The sequence below is a fragment of the Bacillus sp. FSL E2-8887 genome, from assembly GCF_038007205.1.
Classification (GTDB): Bacteria; Bacillota; Bacilli; order Bacillales; family Bacillaceae_G; genus Bacillus_A; species Bacillus_A mycoides.
Window position 1 is genome coordinate 1,564,067 of record NZ_JBBOWS010000001.1, and the last position, 26,235, is coordinate 1,590,301.

General features: G+C 33.6%; 23 protein-coding genes and 2 pseudogenes. 16 read left to right on the forward strand and 9 right to left on the reverse strand.

What is annotated here, in order from left to right; all coding sequences use genetic code 11:
* Positions 1-15: 15 nt before the first annotated feature.
* Positions 16-360, reverse strand: a pseudogene (locus NSQ08_RS07870) (hypothetical protein).
* 156 nt (positions 361-516) lie between these two features.
* Between NSQ08_RS07870 and deoC the strand changes: the two are divergent.
* The 6 genes from deoC to NSQ08_RS07900 all read left to right on the forward strand — a co-directional run bounded on the left by deoC (position 517) and on the right by NSQ08_RS07900 (position 5,302).
* Positions 517-1,188 carry a deoxyribose-phosphate aldolase gene (gene deoC, locus NSQ08_RS07875; RefSeq protein ID WP_002012110.1) on the forward strand — a complete coding sequence of 224 codons (672 nt, stop codon included), beginning with the start codon at positions 517-519 and terminating at the stop codon, positions 1,186-1,188.
* 105 nt (positions 1,189-1,293) lie between these two features.
* Positions 1,294-2,475, forward strand: coding sequence for a NupC/NupG family nucleoside CNT transporter (locus NSQ08_RS07880; RefSeq protein ID WP_002035026.1), 1,182 nt, complete (start codon positions 1,294-1,296; stop codon positions 2,473-2,475).
* A gap of 36 nt (positions 2,476-2,511) precedes the next feature.
* A complete protein-coding gene (locus NSQ08_RS07885) occupies positions 2,512-3,813 on the forward strand; it encodes a pyrimidine-nucleoside phosphorylase (RefSeq protein ID WP_002165965.1) in 1,302 nt (433 codons plus the stop codon).
* Positions 3,814-3,846: 33 nt separating this feature from the next.
* On the forward strand, positions 3,847-4,242 hold the full coding sequence (locus NSQ08_RS07890; RefSeq protein ID WP_000358532.1) for a cytidine deaminase: 396 nt from the start codon (positions 3,847-3,849) through the stop codon (positions 4,240-4,242).
* 166 nt (positions 4,243-4,408) lie between these two features.
* Positions 4,409-4,804 carry a DUF2871 domain-containing protein gene (locus NSQ08_RS07895; RefSeq protein WP_215588942.1) on the forward strand — a complete coding sequence of 132 codons (396 nt, stop codon included), beginning with the start codon at positions 4,409-4,411 and terminating at the stop codon, positions 4,802-4,804.
* 15 nt (positions 4,805-4,819) lie between these two features.
* Positions 4,820-5,302, forward strand: a complete 483-nt coding sequence (locus NSQ08_RS07900) for a CcdC family protein (protein ID WP_016103152.1) — start codon at positions 4,820-4,822, stop codon at positions 5,300-5,302.
* 50 nt (positions 5,303-5,352) lie between these two features.
* Here NSQ08_RS07900 and NSQ08_RS07905 read toward each other — a convergent pair whose 3' ends face one another.
* The gene (locus NSQ08_RS07905; protein ID WP_002035023.1) at positions 5,353-5,583 is read right to left on the reverse strand and encodes a DUF896 domain-containing protein; all 231 of its coding nucleotides are present in this window, start codon (positions 5,581-5,583) and stop codon (positions 5,353-5,355) included.
* A gap of 246 nt (positions 5,584-5,829) precedes the next feature.
* Here NSQ08_RS07905 and NSQ08_RS07910 point away from each other — a divergent pair, with 246 nt between their 5' ends.
* Positions 5,830-6,744 carry a hypothetical protein gene (locus NSQ08_RS07910; RefSeq protein ID WP_340773267.1) on the forward strand — a complete coding sequence of 305 codons (915 nt, stop codon included), beginning with the start codon at positions 5,830-5,832 and terminating at the stop codon, positions 6,742-6,744.
* A 71-nt stretch (positions 6,745-6,815) separates the two neighbouring features.
* On the opposite strand, the gene NSQ08_RS07915 is transcribed toward NSQ08_RS07910, so the two are convergent.
* Positions 6,816-7,523 (reverse strand): alpha/beta fold hydrolase, encoded by a 708-nt coding sequence (locus tag NSQ08_RS07915; RefSeq protein WP_002086247.1) that lies wholly within the window; start codon positions 7,521-7,523, stop codon positions 6,816-6,818.
* A 142-nt stretch (positions 7,524-7,665) separates the two neighbouring features.
* On the opposite strand from NSQ08_RS07915, the gene NSQ08_RS07920 reads away from it, so the two are divergent.
* On the forward strand, positions 7,666-8,538 hold the full coding sequence (locus tag NSQ08_RS07920) for a LysR family transcriptional regulator (protein ID WP_340773270.1): 873 nt from the start codon (positions 7,666-7,668) through the stop codon (positions 8,536-8,538).
* A 54-nt stretch (positions 8,539-8,592) separates the two neighbouring features.
* Here NSQ08_RS07920 and NSQ08_RS07925 read toward each other — a convergent pair.
* Both NSQ08_RS07925 and NSQ08_RS07935 read right to left on the reverse strand, forming a co-directional pair.
* Positions 8,593-9,461: pseudogene (locus NSQ08_RS07925) on the reverse strand (urease accessory protein UreH domain-containing protein).
* 19 nt (positions 9,462-9,480) lie between these two features.
* Positions 9,481-10,473 carry a F510_1955 family glycosylhydrolase gene (locus tag NSQ08_RS07935; protein WP_340773273.1) on the reverse strand — a complete coding sequence of 331 codons (993 nt, stop codon included), beginning with the start codon at positions 10,471-10,473 and terminating at the stop codon, positions 9,481-9,483.
* Positions 10,474-10,696: 223 nt separating this feature from the next.
* On the opposite strand from NSQ08_RS07935, the gene NSQ08_RS07940 reads away from it, so the two are divergent.
* Together NSQ08_RS07940 and NSQ08_RS07945 are read left to right on the forward strand one after the other, a co-directional pair.
* Positions 10,697-11,980 carry an aminopeptidase P family protein gene (locus tag NSQ08_RS07940; RefSeq protein ID WP_002012280.1) on the forward strand — a complete coding sequence of 428 codons (1,284 nt, stop codon included), beginning with the start codon at positions 10,697-10,699 and terminating at the stop codon, positions 11,978-11,980.
* A gap of 118 nt (positions 11,981-12,098) precedes the next feature.
* Positions 12,099-13,691: a multicopper oxidase family protein gene (locus NSQ08_RS07945; protein ID WP_340773281.1), complete on the forward strand. Its 1,593-nt coding sequence runs from the start codon at positions 12,099-12,101 to the stop codon at positions 13,689-13,691.
* Positions 13,692-13,742: 51 nt separating this feature from the next.
* On the opposite strand, the gene NSQ08_RS07950 is transcribed toward NSQ08_RS07945, so the two are convergent.
* Entirely contained in the window at positions 13,743-14,288 is a 546-nt protein-coding gene (locus NSQ08_RS07950; RefSeq protein ID WP_002200886.1) for a hypothetical protein, read from the reverse strand.
* Between the two features lie 438 nt (positions 14,289-14,726).
* Here NSQ08_RS07950 and topB point away from each other — a divergent pair, with 438 nt between their 5' ends.
* Positions 14,727-16,871, forward strand: a complete 2,145-nt coding sequence (gene topB / locus NSQ08_RS07955; RefSeq protein ID WP_002200885.1) for a DNA topoisomerase III — start codon at positions 14,727-14,729, stop codon at positions 16,869-16,871.
* 469 nt (positions 16,872-17,340) lie between these two features.
* Here topB and NSQ08_RS07960 read toward each other — a convergent pair whose 3' ends face one another.
* Positions 17,341-18,009: a YczE/YyaS/YitT family protein gene (locus tag NSQ08_RS07960; RefSeq protein ID WP_340773296.1), complete on the reverse strand. Its 669-nt coding sequence runs from the start codon at positions 18,007-18,009 to the stop codon at positions 17,341-17,343.
* 138 nt (positions 18,010-18,147) lie between these two features.
* Here NSQ08_RS07960 and NSQ08_RS07965 point away from each other — a divergent pair, with 138 nt between their 5' ends.
* Both NSQ08_RS07965 and NSQ08_RS07970 read left to right on the forward strand, forming a co-directional pair.
* Positions 18,148-19,023 (forward strand): LysR family transcriptional regulator, encoded by an 876-nt coding sequence (locus tag NSQ08_RS07965; protein WP_340773299.1) that lies wholly within the window; start codon positions 18,148-18,150, stop codon positions 19,021-19,023.
* Between the two features lie 710 nt (positions 19,024-19,733).
* Positions 19,734-20,981, forward strand: coding sequence for a DUF4153 domain-containing protein (locus NSQ08_RS07970; protein ID WP_002126853.1), 1,248 nt, complete (start codon positions 19,734-19,736; stop codon positions 20,979-20,981).
* Positions 20,982-21,106: 125 nt separating this feature from the next.
* Here the strand turns inward: NSQ08_RS07970 and NSQ08_RS07975 are convergent, their stop codons facing one another.
* Entirely contained in the window at positions 21,107-22,072 is a 966-nt protein-coding gene (locus tag NSQ08_RS07975) for an arsenic resistance protein (RefSeq protein WP_340773304.1), read from the reverse strand.
* A 312-nt stretch (positions 22,073-22,384) separates the two neighbouring features.
* Between NSQ08_RS07975 and NSQ08_RS07980 the strand changes: the two genes are divergently transcribed.
* From NSQ08_RS07980 to NSQ08_RS07990, 3 genes are all read left to right on the forward strand, one after another.
* Positions 22,385-23,077 (forward strand): FMN-dependent NADH-azoreductase, encoded by a 693-nt coding sequence (locus NSQ08_RS07980; RefSeq protein ID WP_002165961.1) that lies wholly within the window; start codon positions 22,385-22,387, stop codon positions 23,075-23,077.
* Positions 23,078-23,314: 237 nt separating this feature from the next.
* On the forward strand, positions 23,315-24,673 hold the full coding sequence (gene brnQ, locus NSQ08_RS07985) for a branched-chain amino acid transport system II carrier protein (protein ID WP_002135709.1): 1,359 nt from the start codon (positions 23,315-23,317) through the stop codon (positions 24,671-24,673).
* 87 nt (positions 24,674-24,760) lie between these two features.
* The gene (locus tag NSQ08_RS07990) at positions 24,761-25,180 is read left to right on the forward strand and encodes a VOC family protein (RefSeq protein WP_002126861.1); all 420 of its coding nucleotides are present in this window, start codon (positions 24,761-24,763) and stop codon (positions 25,178-25,180) included.
* A gap of 81 nt (positions 25,181-25,261) precedes the next feature.
* On the opposite strand, the gene NSQ08_RS07995 is transcribed toward NSQ08_RS07990, so the two are convergent.
* Positions 25,262-26,101: a dimethylarginine dimethylaminohydrolase family protein gene (locus NSQ08_RS07995; protein WP_340773311.1), complete on the reverse strand. Its 840-nt coding sequence runs from the start codon at positions 26,099-26,101 to the stop codon at positions 25,262-25,264.
* Positions 26,102-26,235: the final 134 nt, after the last annotated feature.

Consider the following 26,235-nt stretch of genomic DNA (forward strand, 5'->3'; position numbering starts at 1 on the left):
GAAAGCCTTTTATTTTTAGTATGAATAAATCAATGTGTAGTACCTTGTAAAGTATTTGTAAGGAACGCTCTTTGATTGATCTCCTTTTTCAAAAATTAGTGAGTTAGCCATAATATCTCTATCTACAAAACTCCAGCCATCTTGCTCCATCATATCGATAAAAGGTTCCATTTAGGGGTATTGATTATCTATCGGTTCTACTTCCACCATTTCTTTATCTTGAATAACCATCTTAGACATAGCTAAAGCAAATGGAACTGGGTTTCCTTCTTGGAAAATAACATCTCTTTTATAAAAAATAAATATGGATAGTGAGGTGCATACTAGCAATGTGAATATAAAGAATTTTGACTTAAACAAGTGATTCACATCCTTTATTTACAAGCTTATACTACTTTCAATGTATTACTAGAAATCCCCTTCTGAAAAAGAATGAACAAAAGTTCAAAAGTGTATTTACATTTGTTCAACTAAGGGTTAGAATGAAGTTGTTAAAAGATATGAGGAGTGAAGATAATGAACATTGCAAAGTTAATTGATCATACAATTTTAAAACCAAATTCTACAAAAGAAGATGTTATGAAAGTAATCGAAGAGGCAAAGCAATACAAATTTGCTTCAGTTTGTATTAATCCTACATGGGTAAAGCTAGCTGCTGAAGAATTAGCTGGACATGATGTAGACGTTTGTACTGTAATCGGTTTCCCATTAGGAGCAAGCACTACTGAAACAAAAGCATTCGAAACAAAAGATGCTATCGCAAAAGGTGCAACTGAAGTTGATATGGTAATCAACGTAGGTGCTTTAAAAGATGGCGACAATGAGTTCGTTGAAAAAGACATTTATGAAGTAGTACAAGCAGCAAAAGGAAAAGCTCTTGTAAAAGTAATCATTGAAACTTGCCTTCTAACAGATGAAGAAAAAGTTCGTGCTTGTGAATTATCAGTAAAAGCTGGCGCTGATTTCGTAAAAACTTCAACTGGATTCTCAACTGGCGGAGCAACTGCAGAAGATATCGCATTAATGCGTAAAACAGTTGGACCAAACGTTGGCGTGAAAGCATCTGGCGGCGTTCGTACACGTGAAGATGCAGACAAAATGGTAGAGGCTGGAGCTTCTCGCGTTGGAGCAAGTGCTAGTGTTGCAATCGTATTAAATGATGCAAAAGGTGCTACAGATAATTACTAATTAATAAAGTGTGAAAAGCAATAGATACACGTTTAAAGTAAAGTGTATCTATTGCTTTAACAATTGAAAAGAATGTAAGCGGATACGAATGGGAGGAGACGGCTTATGAAATACTTAATCGGTGTTTTAGGCCTCGTATTGATTTTAGGTATCGCTTGGCTTGCTAGTAATGATAGAAAGAAAGTCAAATATCGCCCAATCATAACGATGGTTATATTACAATTCATTTTGGGGTTTTTATTATTAAATACAAGCGTAGGGAATATATTAATTAGCGGAATAGCAGATGGTTTTGGAGAATTATTAAAATATGCCGCTGATGGTGTGAATTTCGTATTTGGTGGATTAGTAAATCAAAAAGAGTTTTCATTCTTTTTAAGTGTATTAATGCCAATCGTATTTATATCAGCTTTAATAGGTATTTTGCAACACATTAAAGTATTACCTATTATTGTGAAATCTATCGGTCTAGTATTAAGTAAAGTAAATGGGATGGGGAAACTCGAATCATATAACGCGGTAGCTTCTGCGATTTTAGGACAATCTGAAGTGTTTATTTCAGTTAAGAAACAACTAGGATTATTGCCAGAGAAAAGAATGTATACATTATGTGCATCTGCAATGTCTACAGTATCTATGTCTATCGTTGGATCATATATGGTGTTATTAAAACCGCAATATGTTGTAACCGCTTTAGTGCTTAACTTATTCGGTGGCTTCATTATTGCTTCTATCATTAACCCGTATGAAGTTACTGAAGAAGAAGATATGTTAGAAGTACAAGAAGAAGAGAAAAAGACATTCTTTGAAGTATTAGGGGAATACATTATAGATGGATTTAAAGTTGCGATTACAGTGGCAGCTATGTTAATTGGTTTCGTTGCTCTTATCGCATTCATTAATGCAGTATTTAAAGGTGTAATCGGTATCTCATTCCAAGAAATTCTTGGTTATGTATTTGCACCATTTGCATTTATTATGGGTGTTCCATGGCATGAAGCAGTTAACGCAGGGAATATTATGGCGACAAAACTTGTATCAAATGAATTTGTTGCGATGACAGATTTAGCACAAGGAAACTTTAATTTCTCAGATAGAACGACAGCGATTATATCTGTATTCTTAGTTTCATTTGCAAACTTCTCTTCAATCGGGATTATTGCAGGGGCAGTTAAGAGCTTAAATGAAAAACAAGGGAATGTAGTCGCAAGATTCGGTTTGAAATTACTTTTCGGTGCAACATTAGTAAGTTTCTTATCAGCAACAATCGTTGGCTTATTATTTTAACAGATTCATATAATATAAAAAGGAATGGTGATTGTAATGAGAATGGTAGATATTATTGCGAAAAAACGTGATGGAAAAGAATTAACAACTGAAGAAATTAATTTCTTTATTAACGGTTATACAGACGGAAGTATTCCTGACTATCAAGCGAGTGCACTTGCAATGGCAATTTTCTTTAAAGATATGACGGATCGTGAACGTGCAGATTTAACGATGGCAATGGTTGAGTCTGGAGAAACAATTGACTTATCAGCAATTGAAGGCATTAAAGTAGATAAGCATTCAACTGGCGGTGTTGGTGATACAACAACATTAGTATTAGGACCATTAGTCGCTGCTTTAGATGTACCAGTAGCAAAAATGTCTGGTCGTGGTTTAGGACATACGGGCGGGACAATTGATAAATTAGAAGCGGTAGAAGGATTCCACGTTGAAATTACGAAAGAACAGTTCATTGATATTGTAAACCGTGACAAAGTGGCTGTTATCGGACAGACAGGAAACTTAACACCTGCTGATAAAAAGATTTATGCATTACGTGATGTAACAGGAACAGTAAATTCAATTCCTCTAATTGCAAGTTCAATTATGAGTAAAAAAATTGCAGCTGGTGCTGATGCAATCGTACTTGATGTAAAAACAGGTGCTGGTGCATTTATGAAAACCGAAGAAGATGCAAAAGAATTAGCTCATGCAATGGTACGTATCGGAAATAATGTTGGACGTCAAACGATGGCAGTAATTTCAGATATGTCACAACCTCTTGGTTTTGCGATTGGTAACGCTCTAGAAGTGAAGGAAGCAATTGATACTTTAAAAGGCGAAGGTCCAGAAGATTTAACAGAATTAGTACTTGTATTAGGAAGCCAAATGGTCGTACTTGCGAAAAAAGCAAATACATTAGAAGAAGCTCGTGAAATGCTAATTGAAGTGATGAAAAATGGAAAAGCAACTGAGAAATTTAAAGAGTTCTTAAGCAACCAAGGCGGAGACAGCTCGATTGTAGACAATCCAGAAAAAATGCCACAAGCGAAGTATGTAATTGATGTACCTGCAAAAACTTCAGGTGTGATTTCAAACATTGTTGCAGATGAAATCGGTATCGCAGCTATGTTATTAGGTGCAGGTCGTGCGACAAAAGAAGATGAAATCGATTTAGCGGTAGGATTAATGTTACGTAAAAAAGTTGGCGATGCAGTAAAAGAAGGCGAGCCGTTCGTAACGATCTATGCAAATCGCGAAAATGTAGAAGATGTAAAAGCAAAAATCTATGAGAACATTTCTATCGCTGAAACAGCAGTGGCTCCTAAATTAGTTCATACAGTTATTACTGACTAATCATAATTACATTTACTTTGAGGAGGAAATAATATGGATAAGAAAAAATATATCGAAGAAGCAAATAAGATGTTATCGAAAGCGTATATTCCGTATTCTAAATTTCCTGTTGGTGCAGCGCTAGTTACGAAAGAAGGTAAAATTTATACTGGTTGTAATATAGAAAATGCTTCTTACGGTTTATGTAACTGTGCAGAAAGAACAGCGATTTTTAAAGCAGTATCAGAAGGTGAGCGCGATTTTAGTTACTTAGTCATTACAGGCGAAACAGACGGACCGATTTCACCATGTGGTGCATGTAGACAAGTTATTGCTGAATTTTGTGATCCGAAAATGCCTGTATTACTAACGAATGTAAAAGGTGATGAAAAAGAAGTGACTGTGGAACAGTTACTGCCAGGTGCTTTCTCAATTGAAGATTTAAAATAAGTTAAAAGGCCATTCCACAATTAATAGTTGTGGAATGGCCTTTTTTATTTTCAATAATAGAATGTAATAATCTGTTCATATTCCGTTCATAAACTTTGCGTAAAATGATTGCAGTGAATATGGAAAGTGACGATATAAATTGTCGTTCTACAGCAGGAGGAATATGATGAAGAAATTATATAATGCAGCATTCATTTACTTAATTATTGGTTTATTATCAGGTGTATTTGCTAGAGAGTATACGAAAGCGCAAGGAATTAAAGGATCCACTATGTTGCAATTAGTGCATACACACGTATTAGTGCTCGGCTTCGTATTCTTTTTGATTGCTTTAGCTCTATTTAAAGTATTTAATGTCCATGAAACAAAAAGTTTTCGTGCGTGGTTTGTTGTTTATAACATAGGACTTATTTTTACAATCGCTACAATGGTATTTAGAGGTATTCTACAAGTGAATGGAACTGACTTTAATGGTTTAAGCCATATGGCTGGATTAGGTCATGTCATTATAAGTGTTGGGCTCGTTTGGTTTATGATTTTGCTCAAAAAATCTTTTAAATAGATAGGAGTGGAGAGTATGAGTTTAGCACTTTTATCAAGTATAGTAGCGGTTTGTATGGCCGTTGGAGTTATGTTTCTTCGCTTTAAGTCAGCGAAAAAACCGGTAACGAAAAAGAAAATTATATTACCGCCAATTTTTATGAGCACTGGTGCAATGATGTACTTCTTACCAGAGTTTCGATTAACGTCTTTAGAAATAGTAGAGGCAATTAGCGTAGGACTTATTTTCTCTATATTTCTTATTAAAACATCTAAGTTCGAAATAAGAGGCGAAGACATATATATGAAACCATCAAAAGCGTTCATATTTATTTTAGTTGGTTTATTAGCTGTCCGGGTAGCATTAAAATCATATTTAAGTCAATCAATTGATTTAACCCAATTAAGTGGAATGTTTTTCTTACTCGCTTTTGCGATGATCGTATCGTGGAGAATTGCGATGTATCGCTCGTATACTAAATTAGAAAAGACAATAAAAAGAGCTGGAATTTCTATATAGGAATTTCAGCTCTTTTTATGTTTTATACGATTGTTTTTTTAGCTTTGATTTCATTTGCTTAATTTTAAACGGATTTGAGCATCTTGTAATGCAACTGGTGTAACGTTAAGACCATTTTGATCAACGATTTTTGTGTTTAATAAAATGGAATCTAAGCTCCCGCGAAATGTTTTTGTATAGTTTTGACGCAACATTTGTTGTTCTTGTTTTTCATCAACTGTTAATCCAGATGTTCTTTCTTTTTTTGATAATTCGTTAATACGGAATAAAATGTTTTTCATTTGTTTTCACCTCTAGTTAGATTTAATTACATTAGTTACTTACTAATGTATAGTTATTGTAACGTATCTTTTAATAAGTGTCAATGCCTGTAAACATGCCTTGTTTTGTAAGTGTATGGGGTGATAAAGAATGAAAAAACTACAAATACTTGAAATAGAAAAGATGTTAATATACAATACCTAAGTAGGGTATATAGGGTATTGTTTTACTTTATGAGAGTAATAAGCAAAAAGGAGTATGTAATAATGAATTCAGTAATTTCAAGGAAAGAAACAATCATATCATATAGCATTGCAATTCTATTTATATTAGCGATGGTTACAGCTGGTGTACTATTAGATGATCCAGAAGTAATTTTGCCGGAAATAGCTGCGATGGCAATAGCTTTATGGGTATATCGTGAGCCGGGATGGCTAAGACAACCAGAAAAAATCTTTATTGCGCCGTCAATAACAGCTGTTATTGGTTTTGCAGTGAATCAAATGGATATTGCCTATTTAGGAAAAGTAAGCTTAACGCTTGTATTCATGATGCTGTTTTTACGTGTAATTCAATCCAATTTAGCACCATCTATTGCGACAGGTTTATTACCATTAGTAACAAATGCGACGGAATGGTCATTTGTTATCGCAGTATTCGCTTTAACATTTATTTTAATGGTAGGTGTTCTTATATTTAAATTGAACAACGGTATTGAGAGAAAAGTGAATATACAGTATAAATATATGACTGTATTTCTAATACTAAATTTCATGTGGATCAGTTTATGTTGGATAACTGGTTATGAACAATTAGCAGTTATTCCACCAATATTAGTTGTTGTGTATGAATCACTGCAAAAGTCGATGTACAATGAAAAAATGGCTTTTAAACAAATCGTAGTATTAACTATATCGGCAACTGTTGGAACGTTATTGTATTTTGCAATCGATTCATGGATTGTAGTTACTTTATTAAATATGATATTGATGCTTATTTTGTTAAAAATTGTTGGGGTACGTATTCCAGCAGCTTATGCATTTCCATTACTTCCGCTCGTATTTCCTGATGAAATGATAAAAATGTTACCAGTAGGTTCATTTGTTGCGGGGGTATTTTTATTTGGCGCAGTGCTACTGTATAAGAAGTGGGAGATGAAGCAAAAGGGCATGCAAATGTAGAGAAGAAAATACAATCCCTAGTTAGCATAATAAATAGAAACCCACGGGTGTCTATTTTCATTAAATGAAATTTAGCTTAACTCATTTAAGCAATTCACAAGTTCTGTTGTTTTAGAAAAGAATGGTGAATGATCAGCTTCCAAAGTAATTATTTTTGTGCAAGTAGTTTCTGTATTCATTCGGCGCTGAAAATCAATCGGAATCGCTCTATCTAGAGTTGTTTCGATATAAATACGATTTACAGTTCCAAAGTTCTCTTCTGATATTTTTAGCTCTTTTTGGAACGGTCCTAGTGGTTGAGGACGCATTTGATTAAAAGATGCTCCTTTAATAGAACCGTCTTCTGTAGCATTTAAAAATGTTTGTTCAATCAACTCTGGTATAAGTTCTGCGGTCATGTCATTCTCATTTATAGAGAATTGTGGGCCAGCTTCTCCGTCTAACTTACTACCAAGACTTTCTCCATTTTGTGGCAAGAATGCACAAAGATATACTAATTTATCGATTTTATTTGGTATAAGCTCAGCGGTTTGAGTGATCACAATTCCACCCATACTATGTCCAACAAGAATAACTTTTTCATTTTGTTGATCTATAGTAGCTGTTACTGCATTAACATAGGAATCTAATGTTATATTTTGTGATGGAGTTGTATCTTTCCCACTTCCAGGTAAGTCTAGTGTAATAACTGTATGTCCGAAAGCCTCTAGTTGAGGTTTTACTAAATCCCATGCCCATTCACCTTGCCATGCTCCATGTACTAAAACGTAAGTACTCATTTAATCAACACTCCTCTAATGTTTATATGTTTATTTTTTCGTAATATTGATGATGTATAATTAGTGTATATGAAGTGGGTTGATAAATATAATGAAGCTTATTTATAGATGATATAAATAACTTTTATATAAGGAGAACAGAATGAACGTTTTTGATTTTAAAGTTTTTAAATACGTGGCTCGTTTGAACAGCATTAGTTTAGCAGCTAAGGAGTTACATATGACACAGCCGGCTATAACTCATATCGTAAACAAATTAGAGAAACGATATGCGATAACATTATTTGATCGCTCTAGACAAGGAACTGTTTTAAATGAAAATGGAAAAGAATTTTTAGTTTGTGTAGATCGACTTCTAATGGAGTATGAAAACCTTGAAGAAACAGCTTTACAATTAAAAAATAATAACTTGTATAAGATTGTATTAGCTACATATCCTTCAGTTACTGTATATTGTTTGGCGGAGTGTATCGAACTAGGTAATTTTGATCAAAGTCAGTATGTGCTTGCAGTTCGAGAAGGAAGCTATCAAGAAGTGTTAGATTGGCTGTCTTCTGGAAGTGCAGATTTTTCTATTTCTATAAAAGAAAATTTAATACCAGGATTTCATTATGATGTAATTGGTGAAGATCCGTATGTTATGGTTTCTTCTAAGTCAGTTCCATCTGCTCTTACAATGAAAGAGTTGAAAAATTATCCTTTTATAATGCCGCTCTCTGGTTGTAAAGAAGTACTTGAACCATATTTGATGAAAAATGAAATAGTAGTTAATAAAGTGATGGAATCAGAGACAATTAGTTCGGCGTTAGCACTGGCTTTACAAGTTAAAGGAATAACAATCGTTCCATTATCAGGACTTCATAAACAAATTATTCATGACTTCATCGTGCAACCGATAGAAATTAAAATTCCACGACAACTTATTATGCAATGGTCACCTAAAAAAGAAAATGACTCACTGTTTCTGGCGTTTGTTACGAATTTACTAAGCCAACTACAACAAAAGAAAAAATGAATAAAATGATACAAAAGGTAAGCTCATTTCACTGAAGCTTACCTTTTGTGTGTATTACCAATATAGGACAGTATCATAAAGCCCGATTAATATAAGGAGAACACCGGCTATACGCTGAATGTTTTTTCCTATTTTTTGGCTCTTTTTCAGTAAAGTCCCATTTAATCCAAGGTAGGAGATGATGAACATAAGTACAACGATAGGTAGAGCAGTTCCTATCGAAAAGAATGTCGGAAACAAGTATCCATAATTAGATGAGAAAGATAAAGGGATTAACGTTCCGAAAAATAGAACGAACATAGTCGGACAGAAGGCTAAGGAAAAAAAGAATCCAAGTAAAAATGAGCCAACCTCATTTTGTTTTCGTATAAATTTGATTGAGAAGAAACTTCTTCCTTTTATAATACCTGCCAACATTAGCCCCATTAAAATTAATAAAGGTCCAATTATTTTTCGTAACCATGGGAAATACAAAGTTAATATTTGCTGAATCTCTTTTCCTAAGAACCATACTAATAGTCCAAGTGTCGTAAAAGCTATTATTTTTCCTAAAATGAATAACAATATATGTTTCCATGCATGTCCCTTTTGTAAAGATTGATTGCCATAAAGTGAAACTTTAATCAGTGGGGGTTTTGTTCATCCCCCACTGATTATTAGTTGAACCAATCGGGCATTTACGGGCAGTTGATATCCCACCTAACTTCTTTGTACTATCCGAATTTTGAGGTGGGAGTTTTACTGCCCGTTAATGCGGGATAAAGTGTAATAGCGCTAATGTTTCCTGTTAATTGGCAAGGAGCAAGGGTACCTACAATGCCTAATAAAAACGCAAATAAAAGAGGAATTGATTTCGTAGCATTCGCGATATCCATTAAAGGAGACATGAGTTGATAACTCCACTCGCTAACTGTTGAAAACACGTTATATTCACCTTTCTAACTAGTTATATTGTAATGTTCCATTTTTAGTAATCTGCTTCCACGTTTTACCGTCATCCATAGAAAGAAAGACATTTGCTTTCATTGTAGCAAAAACTATTTCAGCTGAATTTTGAGGATTTTGTGATATGTACATAATTGTATCTTTAGAATCTAAAGATGGAATCTGTAAGTTTGTTTCTTCATTTGTAGCAATTGATTTCTTCGTAATCAGTTGCTCAGTTTGCTTATTAATAGAGGCATAGATAATGTCTTCATTACTTAATGTAACTGCGGTCGATTCAACTGGTTTAGAAAATAGTTCAAATGTATTTCCATAATCTGTAGACAAATATACACCGTCTTTAGCACTTACCGCGATTACACTAGATTGATCAGGATGTACGGAAAAGGAATGAATTGTACTTGAAAGACCTTTTAATTTACTATTTTTCCATTCTTGTCCGTTGTCCGTACTGAAATAAAAACCTTGTTGTAATTTAGAATTTGGACGCTCGTTATATAAATAAATTGCTTCCGTATTATATCCGACAGCAAGGTTATGAAAATCAGATTCTCCATAAAACGCTAGCTTTTCAAGGGTATTACCGCCATCAGAACTTTTCATTAATCCTAAAGGATTTTTTAAATTTGCTCCTGGTTCAGGATGACCGCTGGCAAAGAATCCGTTCTTCGTTGCCTGAAATCCCATATAATCATGTAGCTCAGTCTTAGTTTCAAACCATTTTCCATTTTGATAAACTTTTATACCACTGTGAGTTGCGATAGAAACCCCGGGCATATTTCCTGCATAGCCAATTCCGTGAATGTGCTCTATTTTCCCGGAGGTAATTTCTTTATAGAAGTTTTGCGGAATTGTATTTGCTGTTTCTTTATTTTTTGGCTGAGATTGCACCGTTTCTTTTTTAGCTGGTGCTGTTTCAGCATTGCTAGAACATCCTGTAATTATTAATAAAGAAGTAATTGCTAACCCTGTTGCTACATAATGTTTCACTTTTGTAGACTCCTTTCCATATATATGAGATTTTAAGTATATGGAATAAATGTCAAGAAATTGTGGAGTGGTATGCATAATTTAGAGTGGAAGGGGCCCTAGTAATGAAGATTTTCTTTTCTCTATGAGCACTATTAATTGACGAAAAATTATAACAATAATAGAATGAATTATATTGGATAATCAGTTTCAAAATTATACATAGAACGCTAGGGGGATTATTATGAAATCAACATTTTTTGCTCAAAATAGAGAACGATTAGTAAACACATTACCGGATGAATCTATTACTATTTTATTTGCTGGGCAAGCACCTCATATGTCAGCCGATGCACATTATAAATTTGTGCCGAATCGAAATTTTTACTATTTAACGGGAATCGATGAGCCAAATGTTATTTTCATGTTGAAAAAGTTTGGAAATAGTGTGGAAGAAACTCTTTTCATTGAAAAATCAGATCCAGTAATGGAAAAATGGGACGGTAAAACAGTTTCTAAAGAAGATGCAGAACAAATTTCAGGCATAAAAAAAGTTGTATATATAGAAAGCTTTGAGAAGACAATGGCAAATACACTTTTCACAGAAAATGTGAAGCATCTGTATTTAGATTTAGAGCGTCGTGAGTGGAAGGGTACTGAGACGAAAACGTTAGCGTTTGCTAAATATGTAAGAGAACAGTATCCACACGTTTTAATTGGTAATGTATATCCGCATATTTGTGAATTACGAGTGTTTAAAACGGAAGAAGAAATTGAAATCATTAAAGAAGCGATTGCTGTAACTAAAGAGGGTATTTATAACGTGCTGAAGCATGCAAAAGCAGATGTGATGGAATATGAATTAGAAGCTCATTTTGATTTTACGCTTAAATCATCTGGAATTAAACATCATGCATTCAATACAATTTTGGCGAGTGGTAAAAATGCTACAGTCCTTCATTATGAAGATAATGATGCACAAATTCAAAATGGTGATTTAGTGCTGCTCGATTTAGGTGCTCAAAAAGATTACTACAACGCTGATATTAGTTACACATTCCCAGCTAGTGGAACATTCTCTAGTCGCCAAAAACAAATATATAATATAGTGTTAAAAGCATTGAAAGAAACAACTGAGCTTATTAAGCCAGGATTAAAGTTTACTGCATTAAATGAGCATACAAAAAAGGTACTGGCAGAAGAGTGTAAAGCAATTGGTTTAATTCAAGAAGATGAAGAGTTATCAAAATACTATTATCATGGCGTCAGCCATTTCCTTGGTTTAGATACTCACGATGTAGGAACATACAAAGATAGAGTGTTAGAAGAAGGTATGGTTATAACAATCGAACCTGGTCTTTATATTGAAGAAGAATCAATTGGAATTCGTATTGAGGATGATATCCTTGTAACAAAAGATGGGTATGAAAACTTGTCAAAAGATATCATTAGAGAAGTTGAAGAGATTGAAGAGTTTATGAGTGAAAATAATGTGAATGTAAAAGAAGATGAAGTTGTTACGAAATAATTATTAGAAGAGGCGCTCAATTTTGGGCGTCTTTTTATTTAGGCCATTTTAAACCTCCATATTTTCTTGAAAATTGTCTTCTATAATAATCTTGAAAAAGAAAAAGGAGGGATTTTCAATGAAGAGATTTATATTAACAGCAGTTACAGTCTCCGTAATATCTTTAATTGCTGCATGTTCTGCGACCACAAATACAACAAATGATCATAAAAATATGGACGATAAAAAAACAACACAGACTGAAACGGCTACAAAACCATTGAAAGTTGTAAAAGGGCCAGAAGTTACTTTAGTAGCGAAAGAAGAAAAGCAAAAGCTAAGTAACGGTGTTATTGTTCCAGTCTGGACATTTAATGGCTCATCCCCAGGTCCAGAAATCAGAGTGGAAAAAGGTGAAAAGGTTAAAGTGACATTAAAAAATGAATTATCTGCACCAGTATCTATTCATTGGCATGGGTATCCTGTCCCAAATAACATGGATGGAATTCCAGGTGTGACGCAAGATGCGGTTGAACCTGGAAAGAGTTTTACCTATGAATTTGAAGCGAACGTACCAGGAACATATTGGTATCATTCGCATCAAGATTCTGTGAATCAACTAGATAGAGGTTTATATGGTGCTCTCATTGTAGAAGATACTAATGAAAAATATGATAAAGATTACACATTAATGTTAGATGAATGGGTAACAGATAAAGAAGAAATTAATAAGCAGTTAAAAGAAATGACAAAAGGGCAAACAGAAAAAGTAGATGGTAATAAATCTAAGGATAATGAAAATACGAAAAAGAATGATGATATGAAAGGCATGGATCATGGAAATATGAAGATGGAAGGTCATGATATGAGTATGTATGACTTATTCACAATCAATGGTAAAAGCGGAGATTTAGTAGAGACATTAAAAGTGGATAAGGGCGATAAAGTTCGTCTTCGATTCGTTAATGCTGGTTATCTATCACATGATATACACGTTCATGGCCATGATATAAAAGTAATTGCGACAGATGGCCAACCAATTAATGATCCAAAAGTTATTAAGGATAAAGTAATTTCAATAGCACCGGGTGAACGTTATGATATTGAATTTACTGCTAATAATCCTGGGAAATGGTATGTTGAAGACCATTCAGAAAATAAAGGTGCAAAAGGAATGAAAGCTGTTATTGAATATGAAGGTAGTAAAGAGATGAAAGACAAAGCAAACGAAAAAGAGAAGTTATCAAAATTAGACATGACGAAATATGGTGCTAAAAAATTAGGTAGTTTCACGTCAAATCAACAGTATACTGCCACATATAATATGGACTTGAATACGCAAATGAATGGAAATGAAATGGTATATACAATTAACGGAAAGGTATTCCCAGATATTGACCCAATTCCAGTGAAAAAGGGTGACTTAGTAAAAGTAAAATTAGTAAATCGCTCTAAAGCGGACGATCATCCGATGCATTTACACGGCCATTTCTTCCAAGTGTTAAGTAAAGATGGAAAACCGATAGAAGGTTCTCCAATTGTTAAAGACACTTTGAACTTAAAACCAGGAGAAGAATATGAAGTAGCCTTTGTAGCAGACAATCCGGGTGAATGGATGTTCCACTGTCATGATTTACACCATGCTTCAGCAGGAATGGTAACAGAAGTGAAATATACAGATTACAAATCTGATTATGTTCCAAACCCTAACATTCCTAATCAGCCAGAATAATATGAAGCAGTTATCCTATGGATAGCTGCTTATTTATTTTCGTTGCAAGTGTTAATGCATATGTTGATCGTGCCCGGATGAAGATGGGGGAGTATGATCTGGAAATGTCACGAATACAGTAAGAACAATTACTACGCTAATGGAAAGTACTAATAGAAACCGGCGGTGGATATAAGTAGAAAAGGTTTCTGATAAAAGCTGAATCATACATGACATAGTTATCGTTATAGTAAGTAAAAGACTAATAAACAGAATACTATGTGCTTGTTGAGCGTTTAACATTTCTGTAATCATAGCTCCCATCATACTTGCCATTAAACCAGAGAACATTCCTTCTAAGGCAGTGTACAGGTGAAAACGTAGACCGACTAAAAAACCGATAAAACCGCTAATCAAAATAGCAAGCAAAGTAGAATATAGTAATTCTCCTTTAAAGAGAATACCTAAATAAAAACCGATACTTAAACCGATACTCATACTAAAAGACATAATAAATACCATATACTCCATTAGGGTACCCTTACGTTTAGAAATATATGATGTGATAATAATCGAGATACAACAAAGTGTTAAGGCAGTTAACGTATAAGCAAACATCATGATACCTCCCTGTCCTATCATTCACTTCATCATATGTTCAAATGGAGAGTACTTATGCTTATTAATATCTGCATATTATCTGCACAATTTAAAAAAGGTAAGTTCAATATAATTTTTAAATAATGATGGTTATCTTAGTAGACGATGCTTCATAAGGAATTGTTGTATTTTAAATTTTATAGAATATATGAAAGCAAATAGTGGTGAATGGAAAGGACGCTCGATTTTGGGGCGTTTTTTTTGTTTGTGAGCATGCGAAAGAAAGTGTTATATAATGAGTTTCTATTGTGAACACATAAAGAATAAGCGTATAATATTATAGGTCTCCCATTTGTGAGACAAACCGCGAATGATAAATAAGATTGTTGTATTATCATCGCTTCTAAACATATAGACAATGAAAGTAACACTGGAATACAGATAGGGAGTTATAAAATGAAATTAATTATTGCCGAGAAACCAGATCAAGGTTTGGCTCTTGTTTCACAGTTTAAATATCGCCGGAAAGATGGGTATTTAGAAGTAGAAGCAAATGAGTTATTTCCAAATGGAGCGTACTGTACATGGGCAATTGGTCATTTGACGCAGTTATGTAATCCAGAACATTATCACGCAGAGTGGAAGAAATGGTCATTAAATACATTACCGATGATTCCAGAGCGTTTTCAGTTTGAGGTAACAAAGTCAAAGTATAAGCAATTTAACGTTGTGAAACAGCTGTTACATAATCCTCAGGTAACAGAAATTATTCATGCGGGCGATGCTGGGCGTGAAGGGGAACTGATCGTACGAAACATTATTAATCTTTGCAACGTGCAAAAGCCAATGAAGCGTCTTTGGATTTCATCTTTGACGAAACAAGCTATTTATCAAGGATTTAAAAACTTACTAGATGAAGCAGATACGATTAATACGTATTACGAAGCATATACAAGATCTTGCGCTGACTGGGTCGTTGGTATGAATGCATCGCGTGTCTTTAGCATTTTGCTAAAGAAAAAGGGAATGAACGATGTATTTTCCGCTGGTCGTGTACAAACACCAACATTAGCACTCATTGTAAAGCGTGAAAAAGAAATAGAGAACTTTAAGTCAGAGCCGTTTTGGGAAGTGTTCGCAACCTTTAATATAGAAGGAAAGAAATATGAGGGGAAATGGGAGAAAGATAATGAGTCCCGCTTAAATGACCCTGATTTGGCAAATAAAATTGCAGCGTTTTGTCAAAACAAACCGGCTGTAGTAAAAGAAATGAAAACGGAGCGTAAAGAGTTTCAGCCGCCGTTTTTATTTAATTTATCAGCACTGCAAGCGACAGCGAATAAAGCCTTTAAATTTTCACCAAAAAAGACACTTGATATAACACAAGCACTATATCAAAAAGGGATAGTCTCTTACCCTCGTTCGGATTCTAACTATGTTACACAAGGAGAGGCAGCGACGTTCCCTGATATTTTACAGAAATTAAGTCAGTTTGATGAATATAAAGGTTTATTACCAGCACCAATTGAATCGATTATGAACAATAAGCGTTATGTGAATGAAAAGAAAGTTACAGATCATTATGCAATTATACCGACAGAGCAAGTTACAAATCCAAGCAAACTATCAGGTGATGAGAAGAAAATTTACGATATGATCGTAAGAAGACTTATTGCGGCGCATTATGAAGTAGCAATCTTTGATTACACAACGATTACAACTCTTGTAGACGAACGTGCTGAGTTCATTTCGAAAGGAAAACAGCAAATTCAAGAAGGTTGGCGTAAAGTTATTTTCCAAGACGATAAAGATGACGAAACAATTCTTCCAATTGTCGCAGAAGGTGAACAAGGAAAAGTTGTAAAGGTGAAAGTGAAAGAGGGAAAAACACAGCCACCGAAACGTTATACAGAAGGACAACTTATTACGTTAATGAAGACGGCCGGTAAGTATTTAGAGAATGAAGAGCTGGAGAAAGTATTGAAGAAAACAGAAGGTTTAGGTACTGAGGCCACTCGTGCTGGTATTATTACGATGCTGAAAGACCGTAAATATATAGATGTGCAGAAAAACCAAGTGTACGCAACAGATAAAGGGAAAGTATTAATTACAGCAATCGGTGATAAAATACTGGCTTCACCAGAAATGACAGCAAAATGGGAGCAACGCCTTGCGGAAATTGGTGAAGGCACAGCTTCACCAGCGACATTTATGGAACAAACGAAAAAACTATCAGCTAAAATTATTGAAGATGCGGTAGAAATGTCAGAGAAATGGGATTTCACTGGATTACATGTTGAATCGATTGAACGAAAAGGATCGAAATTTACAACAGGTAAAAAGGTAGGGAACTGTAAAAAATGTGATGGCGATGTTATCGACAAGTCCACGTTTTACGGTTGTTCCAACTACAACACAACACAGTGTGACTTTACCATTTCGAAGAAGATATTAAGCAAAGCCATTTCGCAAAAAAACATGACGAAGCTATTAAAAGGTGAGAAGACCGATTTAATTAAAGGCTTTAAAAAAGGCGAGAAAACGTTTGATGCGAAGTTAGAGTGGAAAGATAATAAGATTAATTTTGTGTTTGAGAATTAAGTGGTTTCAACATATAAAAAAGCTCTTTCACGAGTAAAAGTTTCTGTAACAGGTTAGGTTTGAAAAAATTATTGATAGAAAAGAAAAAGCATGACAATTTTAAGTCATGCTTTTTTTATTTTATAATTACAGAGTTTTGTATACTAGCACTAAAATTTATTTGAATTAATTGTTTGAAAAGATGGTATGAAATAGGGTTAAGTAGCAATAAAGTTATTTAATTTACAATAAAGTCTTTTAAAATATAAAAAAGTTGTTTAAAGATCCTTCTTTAACTAAACGGCAGGTTAGTTTTAATACAATGTTTGTTTTATCATTTAACCAAAGTGATAGAAGGTCAAAGAAAAGGCAGTAATAAAGAAATGCCATTCCTAATGTGGACTGGCACTTGGTAAGATGCAAAATTCATTATTTGATTTCGGCTGAGGAATTTGATTCATCTATTTTTCCTGTACTTTATTATGATTCCTTAGGCAGCCTTCTCTGTTTTAAATACCCATTGTTGGAGAGTTGGTTGATAATACGGTATCATCCACCCTAAAATTTTGCCGATAAAATAGGCGGCAATTAGTGTGCCGACTCCGATTGAGCCTAATGATTGAATGAAAACTATACAGATTGCACCAGCCACACAAATGTTTATTAAATCGCTCAAAATTTTTGCTTTACCGAATTTTAAATTGAATTTTTCACTAATTGCATAAGTTAACGCATCATACGGCATTAATGGCAGTTTCGCTGTTGTATAGCCCATTAAACCGACCGCTATAACAAATAAACTAACAATCAAATATACACTTCGAGCAAGGAGAGTTTCAGGTGCAGGGAAAAGTTGTACAAGGAAGAGTGTTGCATCCATGAAAAACCCAAATAAAAACGAAATAATGAATTGACTCACAAATTCATTTAACTCCATTCGTTTACTTAATATCACTTGAATAATAATGTATAAAACATTTGCAAGCGCCATTGTCACACCAACCGATAAACCAATCGTTAGCGTACTTGCATATGCTAATGATGACACAGGCGATACACCAAATCCTGCTTGAATCGACATGCTAATGCCAATCGACATAAAAAATAACCCGAGCACGTATAAGATGATGCGCTTCAAGGTTCTGTTCCAATGATTCATAGTATCTCTCACTTTCTAGTTAATATTATCAATATAAAGACTATAGCTATAGAATTAAATATAACGTCAAATTCGACATATGAAAAATATATATATGATAAACTAATCATATCAAAAAACATATGACGGAGAGATACAATGGATTTCAGGCAATTATATTACTTTAAAGAAATTGTGAAACAAGGAAGCATTTCTAAGGCAGCAGAAGTGCTCCATATCGTGCAGCCCCCACTTAGCCAATTATTAAAAAAGCTTGAAACTGATCTTGGCACAACTTTAATTCATCGATATCGTCAAAAATGGGAGCTTACAGCAACAGGTGAAATACTATACCAATATGCCAATCAAATGTTAATGCAAATTCAAGATGTAAAGCAGCAAATTCAAGAAATTGAACAAGGTATAGGCGGAACAGTAAGTATCGGTGTATCGTCTACATGTTCGAATATGCTCATTGACTATGTTAGTACGTTTAGAACACAATACCCTAATGTCAAAATAAAAATAGTAACTGGAAATTCAGAAGAATTATTAAAAAGACTAGAACAAAGAGAAATTGATGTTGCCTTACTTTTACGATTGGGCAATAGTGAACAATATGAGATGAAAATATTAAAAAAACAACCAACCGCTGTGATTATTCCATCAAGTTGGGCAACATCGTTTTCATCACAGCATGTGACGATTGAACAGATTGCCCAGTTTCCATTCATTATGCTAGGAGCAATGGAAGGACTCTCCTTCAATGAAGACCTTTTCAAAGTATTTGATGAACATCAAGTTAAGCCAAATATCATTATCGAGTGTAAAGATATAAGGATGGTTGTAGCACTTGTTAGTAGAGGACTAGGATTATCCGTTATTCCAAGAATGGATTACACATCATCATTTTTAGAACATACAACGCTTTTTGAATTGAAACAATTTGATTTTCAGTTAGAGCCTGTAATAGTAAAATTAAAAGACCAAAGAATTTCCAAAGTAGCATCTCAATTTTGGGAAATGGTTGATTAGGAGATATGAACAAAGCAAAAATAGCCTTCAATCAAGTAATAAAGACATCTTAAGAAAAATTGAGCCGGGATAAAAAGTTCTTTACTTGAGGAAGTTTCAAAACTGACTGTAGATATATAAATAAAAGGTAAAAAGTTCTTTACTAATTTGAAAAACGCAGTAATTAGATTACTTATTAGTAAAGAACTTTTTATACAAGGACATAAGTGGTTTCAACAAATGAAAAAGCTCTTTCCCGAGTAAAATGTGCTGTATTAGGTTTGAAAATATAGATAGAAAAGAAAAAGCATGACAATTTTATGTCATGCTTTTTTATTTTATAATTACAGAGTTTTGTATACTAGCACTAAAATTTATTTGAAATAATTGTTTGGAAAGGTGTTATTAAATTGGGCGTTTATATCATTTTGATCATTTCTTTTATATAAAGGAAAAATAGGGAATTAGAAAATAAAAACAAGCAATGAAGAGAGCAGCTGAAAGTAGCTTACACCGATGTTTATAAAAAGTTATAGAGCATTTCTTTGAATGAGGAATGCTTTTTGTTTTTGCTTGGAATAAAAATATACAACAAAAATACTATCTAAAATAATAAAAATTTATTGCAAAACGATAAAAATTATATTAAAATCAAAATCAGAATAAATAAGTGTGGTGCTTTTTATGGAAAAGGTAACAACGTTATTTTTAAAATTAGAGGAGGTATAAATATGGAGGTTAACAATGTGATAATTGAAAATATGGATAACCCTCATGAGTTGGAGAGAATGTATAGAAAAGACCCGAAAGCTTTTAAAAAGTCATTCTCACAAGCATGGGATGAAAACCCTGATTCTCAGGTTCTTGGTGCTTGGTATGAAAGATTGCATTTCAAGGAGACGGCAAATACAGAAAAACCTTCATTGTTTCAAAAAGGTTTCTTATTCATGGGCATTTTAGCTATTCTGGCAGGGCTAAGCACCAGGGTAATCTTCCATTTTGTCGAGCAGGAAGCAATTGCTCCAATTAACTTGGCTTTTGGTGTAATTCCCTTTATTGCTGCTTATTTTATTTACAATAATACTCCGAAAAAAAGTATTATTTATTTCCTTGCAGCATTGTTCCTAATTGCCGGGGTGTATCTTAATATGTTGCCATTAAATTATAAAGACAGCAGTATCCTTGCGTATTTACATCTTCCTATATTCTTATGGGTCTTAGTAGGGCTTGCGTTTACAGGAAATGAATATTCAAAAGGAAGTACGAGATTAGCTTATATTAAATTTAATTTGGAATATTGTATTCTCTACGCCAGCATGGCAGTGAGCGGAATGGTACTAGCAGCATTAACCATGCAGTTATTTAGGTTTGTTGACTTGAATATAGAAGACTTCTATTTTAGTAATGTTATTTTATTTGGTGCTGCCGCTCTCGCTATTGTGGCTGCATACTTGGCATCAATGAATCTTAAACTTGCTAAGAATATTACACCATACATATCTAAAATTTTTAGTCCTCTCGTCTTGATCACATTGTTGATTTATCTTATAACGGTTATATGGGTCGGGAAAAATCCGTTCTTGGACCGCAATTTCCTAATGGCCTTCAACGGAATACTCCTTGGTGTATTGGCTGTTACCATATTTTCCATTGTTGAGAGTGAATCAGACGAGAAAAAGAACATTTCAGATTATATCAATTTTGCCTTAATTGTTCTTGCGCTTATTATTGACACTGTAGCTTTGTCAGCCATCGTATTCAGACTTTCTTCTTACGGGATTACACCTAATAGACTTGCTGTCTTAGGAGTAAACATACTGATCTGGGCAAATCTAATTTGGATTATGTTTTCCTATATGCGTTTTCTACAAAACAAATCAGGACCGACAGCTATCCAAGATGCCGTTACGAAGTATTTGCCAATTTACGGACTTTGGGCAGCTTTCGTTATATTTACTTTCCCTATAATTTTTAATTAGAAAGACTTTGTTAACGTAACGACAAGCTAATTTTCTATAACGTATAAAATCCTTAGAGCCGATAAGTATCGTTACTTCTATACTTTCTCGACAATAAAAAAACGTCCCAAAGTAGGACGTTTTTTTTATGTGTATTGCTGTTTTTTCTTAATAAGTAATAACACTTGTGACACACACGCTAGTACTGGTAGTTCTATTAACGGTCCAATCACTAATGCAAGCGGGATAAGAGGCTCGTCTGGAAAAGCAGTCACAGCAATTGCGAGTGCAACAGGCGAGTTTCTCGCTAATGTTGTTAAGCTTAGGCTTACAGTGTCTTCATAGGATAAATGCATCATACGTCCTACAAACTGTCCTAGTATAAAGTTAATTATGAAGAACAGTAATACTGGTATAAGTAACAATAAAACAACATTCATATTTTGTAATAAGTACTTACCTTGTGAGGCGAACATCGCTACTATTGCTAAACTTAAAAATACAATTTGAGCAGAGCTAAAAAACTGAATGAGTTTATTCTCAAGTGTTTCAGCTTTTTTCATTTTATGCATAATGAATTTTGTAGCGTGCGCAAGTAAAAATGGTAAGACGATTACGATAATAATACTTTCTACTAAAATAGAAACCGCTACAGTCTTCATTACACCAGCAAATAAAAATAAATATATTGGAAGCAGTAGTACTTGTAAAATTAAATTTACTGGTAGAATTGATGTAGATAATGCGACGTTACCTTTTGCGATCTCTGTGAAAATTAAATACCAGTCTGTACACGGAGTAACCATTAACATAATAAAGCCGACCCAAAGTGCTGGGTGATCTGAAAGAAATAACGCGCCTAATCCCCAAGCAAGAAAAGGTGTCCATATAAAGTTAATACCTAGGCTTGTTCCAGCGAATTTTAAGTTACGGAAGCCATTTTTTATATCATTTAATGGGATGCTGAGGAATAATCCGTAAAGCATTAAAAATAAGAAGGGGACAATAAATTTTTCTGAATGCATATGTATCATATTAAATTGTCCTAATATAACCCCGAATATAACAACTGCAAGAATGATAAAGGTTTGAATCTTTTCTAAAGTACTCATTAATAAATCCTCTCTATAGATGAATTTCTCTCTCTAGTTGTATTATACAAGGGATTTCACTTATGTGTTTTCGAATTTATCATTTCGAATGAGGAAATATATTTCTTTGTTATTTTTAACCCGAGATATTTTTCTTTTTGAGAAGTTACTTGACTAAAGTAAGTAGATGTATTACAATCACTTACATAAGGTAATTAAATAACAAAAAGTTTTGAGTTACTTAGGTTAAGGTATCTATTGGAATTTTTTATTAGAATAAGAATTTTTATGATGATGAATAATGAATATGATAAGAAAGTTTAGGTGAAGAAAATGGGATTATTTAGCTCGTTATTTGGTAAAAAAGAAGAAAATACAAAAGTAGAGGGGAATAAAACAATGTCAAAAGTATTATTTGTAAAAGCAAACGATCGTCCAGCGGAGCAAGCAATTAGTTCAAAAATGTATGAAACATTTGTAAGTGCATATAAGGAAGCAAATCCGAATACAGAAATTACGGAGTTAGATTTATTCGCATTAGATCTTCCGTATTACGGAAATATCGCTATTTCAGGTGGATATAAACGTAGTCAAGGAATGGAGATAACAGCTGAAGAAGAGAAGGCAGTTGCTACAGTGGATAAGTACTTAAATCAGTTTTTAGAAGCTGAAAAAGTAGTATTTGCATTCCCATTATGGAACTTTACAGTACCAGCACCATTAATCACGTATATTTCATATCTTTCTCAAGCGGGAAAAACGTTTAAATATACAGCGAACGGTCCAGAAGGTTTAGTTGGTGATAAGAAAGTAGTTGTTTTAGGTGCTCGTGGTTCAGATTACTCTTCTGAACAAATGGCTCCTATGGAAATGGCTGTTAATTACGTTACAAACGTACTTGGGTTCTGGGGAATTGCAAATCCAGAGACAGTTGTAATTGAAGGACACAATCAATATCCAGATCGCTCACAGCAAATTGTTGAAGAAGGTTTAGATAACGTTAAGAAAGTAGCGGCGAAATTTTAATTAATGATAGTAAATGTAAAACCAACATGGATGACCATGTTGGTTTTTTAGTCTAATTTCCATGTTAAAAAATGTATATTCATAAAATAAATGAAAAGTTTGAAAATAGTATTGCAAAATATTATATAACAAACTATAATGAGTTCAAGAATAGTTGATACTTAAATTAAATATTCAGAAAATTCAATTAGTTAAAATTGGAAAATGAAATAAGGAAATTTGAATGGGGGTTATATTATGGCGAATAAAGTACCGTTTTCGTTCATAGTAGTTATCGGATTAATGTTATTTGCACTATTTTTTGGAGCAGGAAATTTAATATTCCCAGCGATGCTTGGTCAATCGGCAGGAGAGAATGTATGGATTGCTAACGCTGGATTTTTAGTAACAGGAGTAGGTTTACCATTACTAGGTGTATTAGCATTTGGTTTTTCAGGTAAAGATGATTTACAGTCATTAGCAAGTCGTGCTCACCCAGTGTTTGGGATTGTATTTACAACAGTTTTATACTTAGCAATCGGTCCGTTATTTGCAATACCAAGAACGGGAAATGTTTCTTATGAAATTGGTCTTAAGCCGTTTATGCCAGAGGGATTAGGTTCTACACCGTTAATTCTTTTTACAATTATATTCTTTAGTATTACTTGTTTTTTTTCGCTAAATCCTGCGAAAATTGTCGATATTGTTGGAAAAATCTTAACACCAATTAAATTAACATTCATCGGTATTTTAGTAATTGTTGCTTTTATTCATCCGATTGGAGAAATGCAAGCACCAGTTGAAGGGTATACATCACATGCATTTTTCAAAGGATTCCAAGAAGGATACTTAACAATGGACACGCTTGCATCGTTCGTATTTGGGATCATCATTATTAATGCAATTAAAGAAAAAGGTGCGAAAACGAAAACACAAATTATGGTTGTTTGTGCAAAAGCAACACTGATTGCTGCATCTATTTTAGCAATTATTTATACAGCTCTTTCTTATATGGGAGCTTCAAGCGTTGCGAAGCTTGGACATTTAGAAAACGGCGGAGAAGTATTAGCAAAAGTTTCTAACTACTATTTCGGATCATATGGCGGGGTATTATTAGGGTTAATGATTACAGTTGCTTGTTTAACAACAAGTGTGGGGCTTGTATCAGCGTGTTCTTCATTTTTCCATAAGTTATTCCCAAATGTTCCTTACAAAGCAATCGCAATCACGCTATGTGTATTTAGTGCAATTGTTGCAAATGTTGGATTAACGCAATTAATTGCAGTTTCTGTGCCAGTATTAACAGCAATTTATCCACTAGCAATCGTGCTGATTTTCTTAACATTCTTCCACTCGTTATTCAAAGGTAGAGCTGAAGTTTATCAAGTGAGCTTAATCGTAACATTTATCATCAGCTTATTCGATGGATTAAGTGCAGCTGGAGTTAACATTGAAGTAGTAAGCCAAGTGTTCACTAAATTCCTTCCGATGCAGGAAGTAGGATTAGGCTGGATCTTCCCAGCGATTATCGGTGGATTTATCGGCTATGGTATTAGCGTTGTAAAAACGAAAAATGGAGTGCAACCAGCAGCTGATGCAAATAAGAAAATAAGTTAAATGAAAAAAGTTATAGAATTTGATTCTATAACTTTTTTTGTTACTATTGATAAGAATAGAAAAAAATAAAGTAATAGGGGAAATAAAATGAAAAAAACAATTGACCATATCGGGATCGCAGTTCGTGATATAGATAGTACGATACAGTTTTATGAAAAGGTTTTATCAGGAACTTTAATAGATCGATACGTAAGTGAAGCACCTGGTGTTGAAAGCGAAGTAGCTATTCTTGAAGTTGATGGTGATAGAATCGAATTACTTGCGCCAACGAATAATACGACTTCTCCAATAGCACGATTTATAAAGCAAAAAGGGAAAGGTGTCCATCATGTTGCGTATCGTGTAGACGATTTAGATGTAGCTTTAGAAGAATTAAAGGAACAAGGGATTCGAACGTTAGAACATACGCTTCGAATTAATAAACATGGTAGACGATTAATTTATCTTAACCCAGCGGATACAGAGGGAACAATCATTGAGTACTGTGATTATCCGGAAGAGAAGTAAAGGAAGTTTATCCTTGAGAAAAGGTGTTACGTAATAACGTAACACCTTTATAATGTGAGCTTTTAATTTTTAGTTTTTTAATCATCCCCTTTGTAGAGGAAGAGTGCAGCAGCGAAAAGATCCGCCAGATTTTATAATTTCTCCAAAGTCGATTTCAATAACCTCATAACCTCTAAGTCTCAGCTCTTTATTTGTTGTAGTATTAATGGGTAAACTAATCATCTTTTTATTGCCTAAAGATAATACATTGGTTGCTAAAGTAAATTGCTCTTTTTTAGATACTTCTATTAAATTATAACGATCTGATAACATTTTTAATGTACTATTACTAAATGCATGTGGATATATTAAGGCTTCTTCCTTTGAAATGATATTAAAAACACAATCTAAATGTAAAAAATCTTTGGAAAAAGGAACAGGAATTATTTTATAGTGTGTGAGAAACTGTTGAAGTTTTTTTACAGAGTTAAATAACGTTCGATTGCTCACGCCAATATATACAATATCTTGATCGATAATGACGTCACCACCTTCTATATGACTATTAATACAATCTATATAAGCAATATCTTGTTCTGACAATATTTTTTTGAAAATTCGCTCTTCCCCTTTGCGAACTTCATTTTTCATGTTAGAAATAAAAACTGTTTCTCCTATGGTAAAGCCGACATCCCTTGTGAAAACTTGTTCGGGAAAGCGGACTTTAGGAGGTAGCATTAGAGTGTGTATTCTATTTTCTTTAAGTATATCAATAAATTTTGAATATTGTTCTCTCGCTAGATTTACATTAAAGCCTAAATCGATAAAATATTTTTGGGTCTTGTTTATACCACTAGAAATATTCATATATAATGGTTCACATAGTATAACTTTTTTTAACGTACTATATTCACTTGAGCAATATGACTTTAATATACTCATTCTTATAATCCTCCAATATAGGTGATTTTTAAATTGTTATACAATGATTGAAGCTTAAAATATTTTTGGATACAGAAGATAAAACGTAATAAAATATGAACTTAAAAAAGATTGAGCTTATAATAATTAAAGTG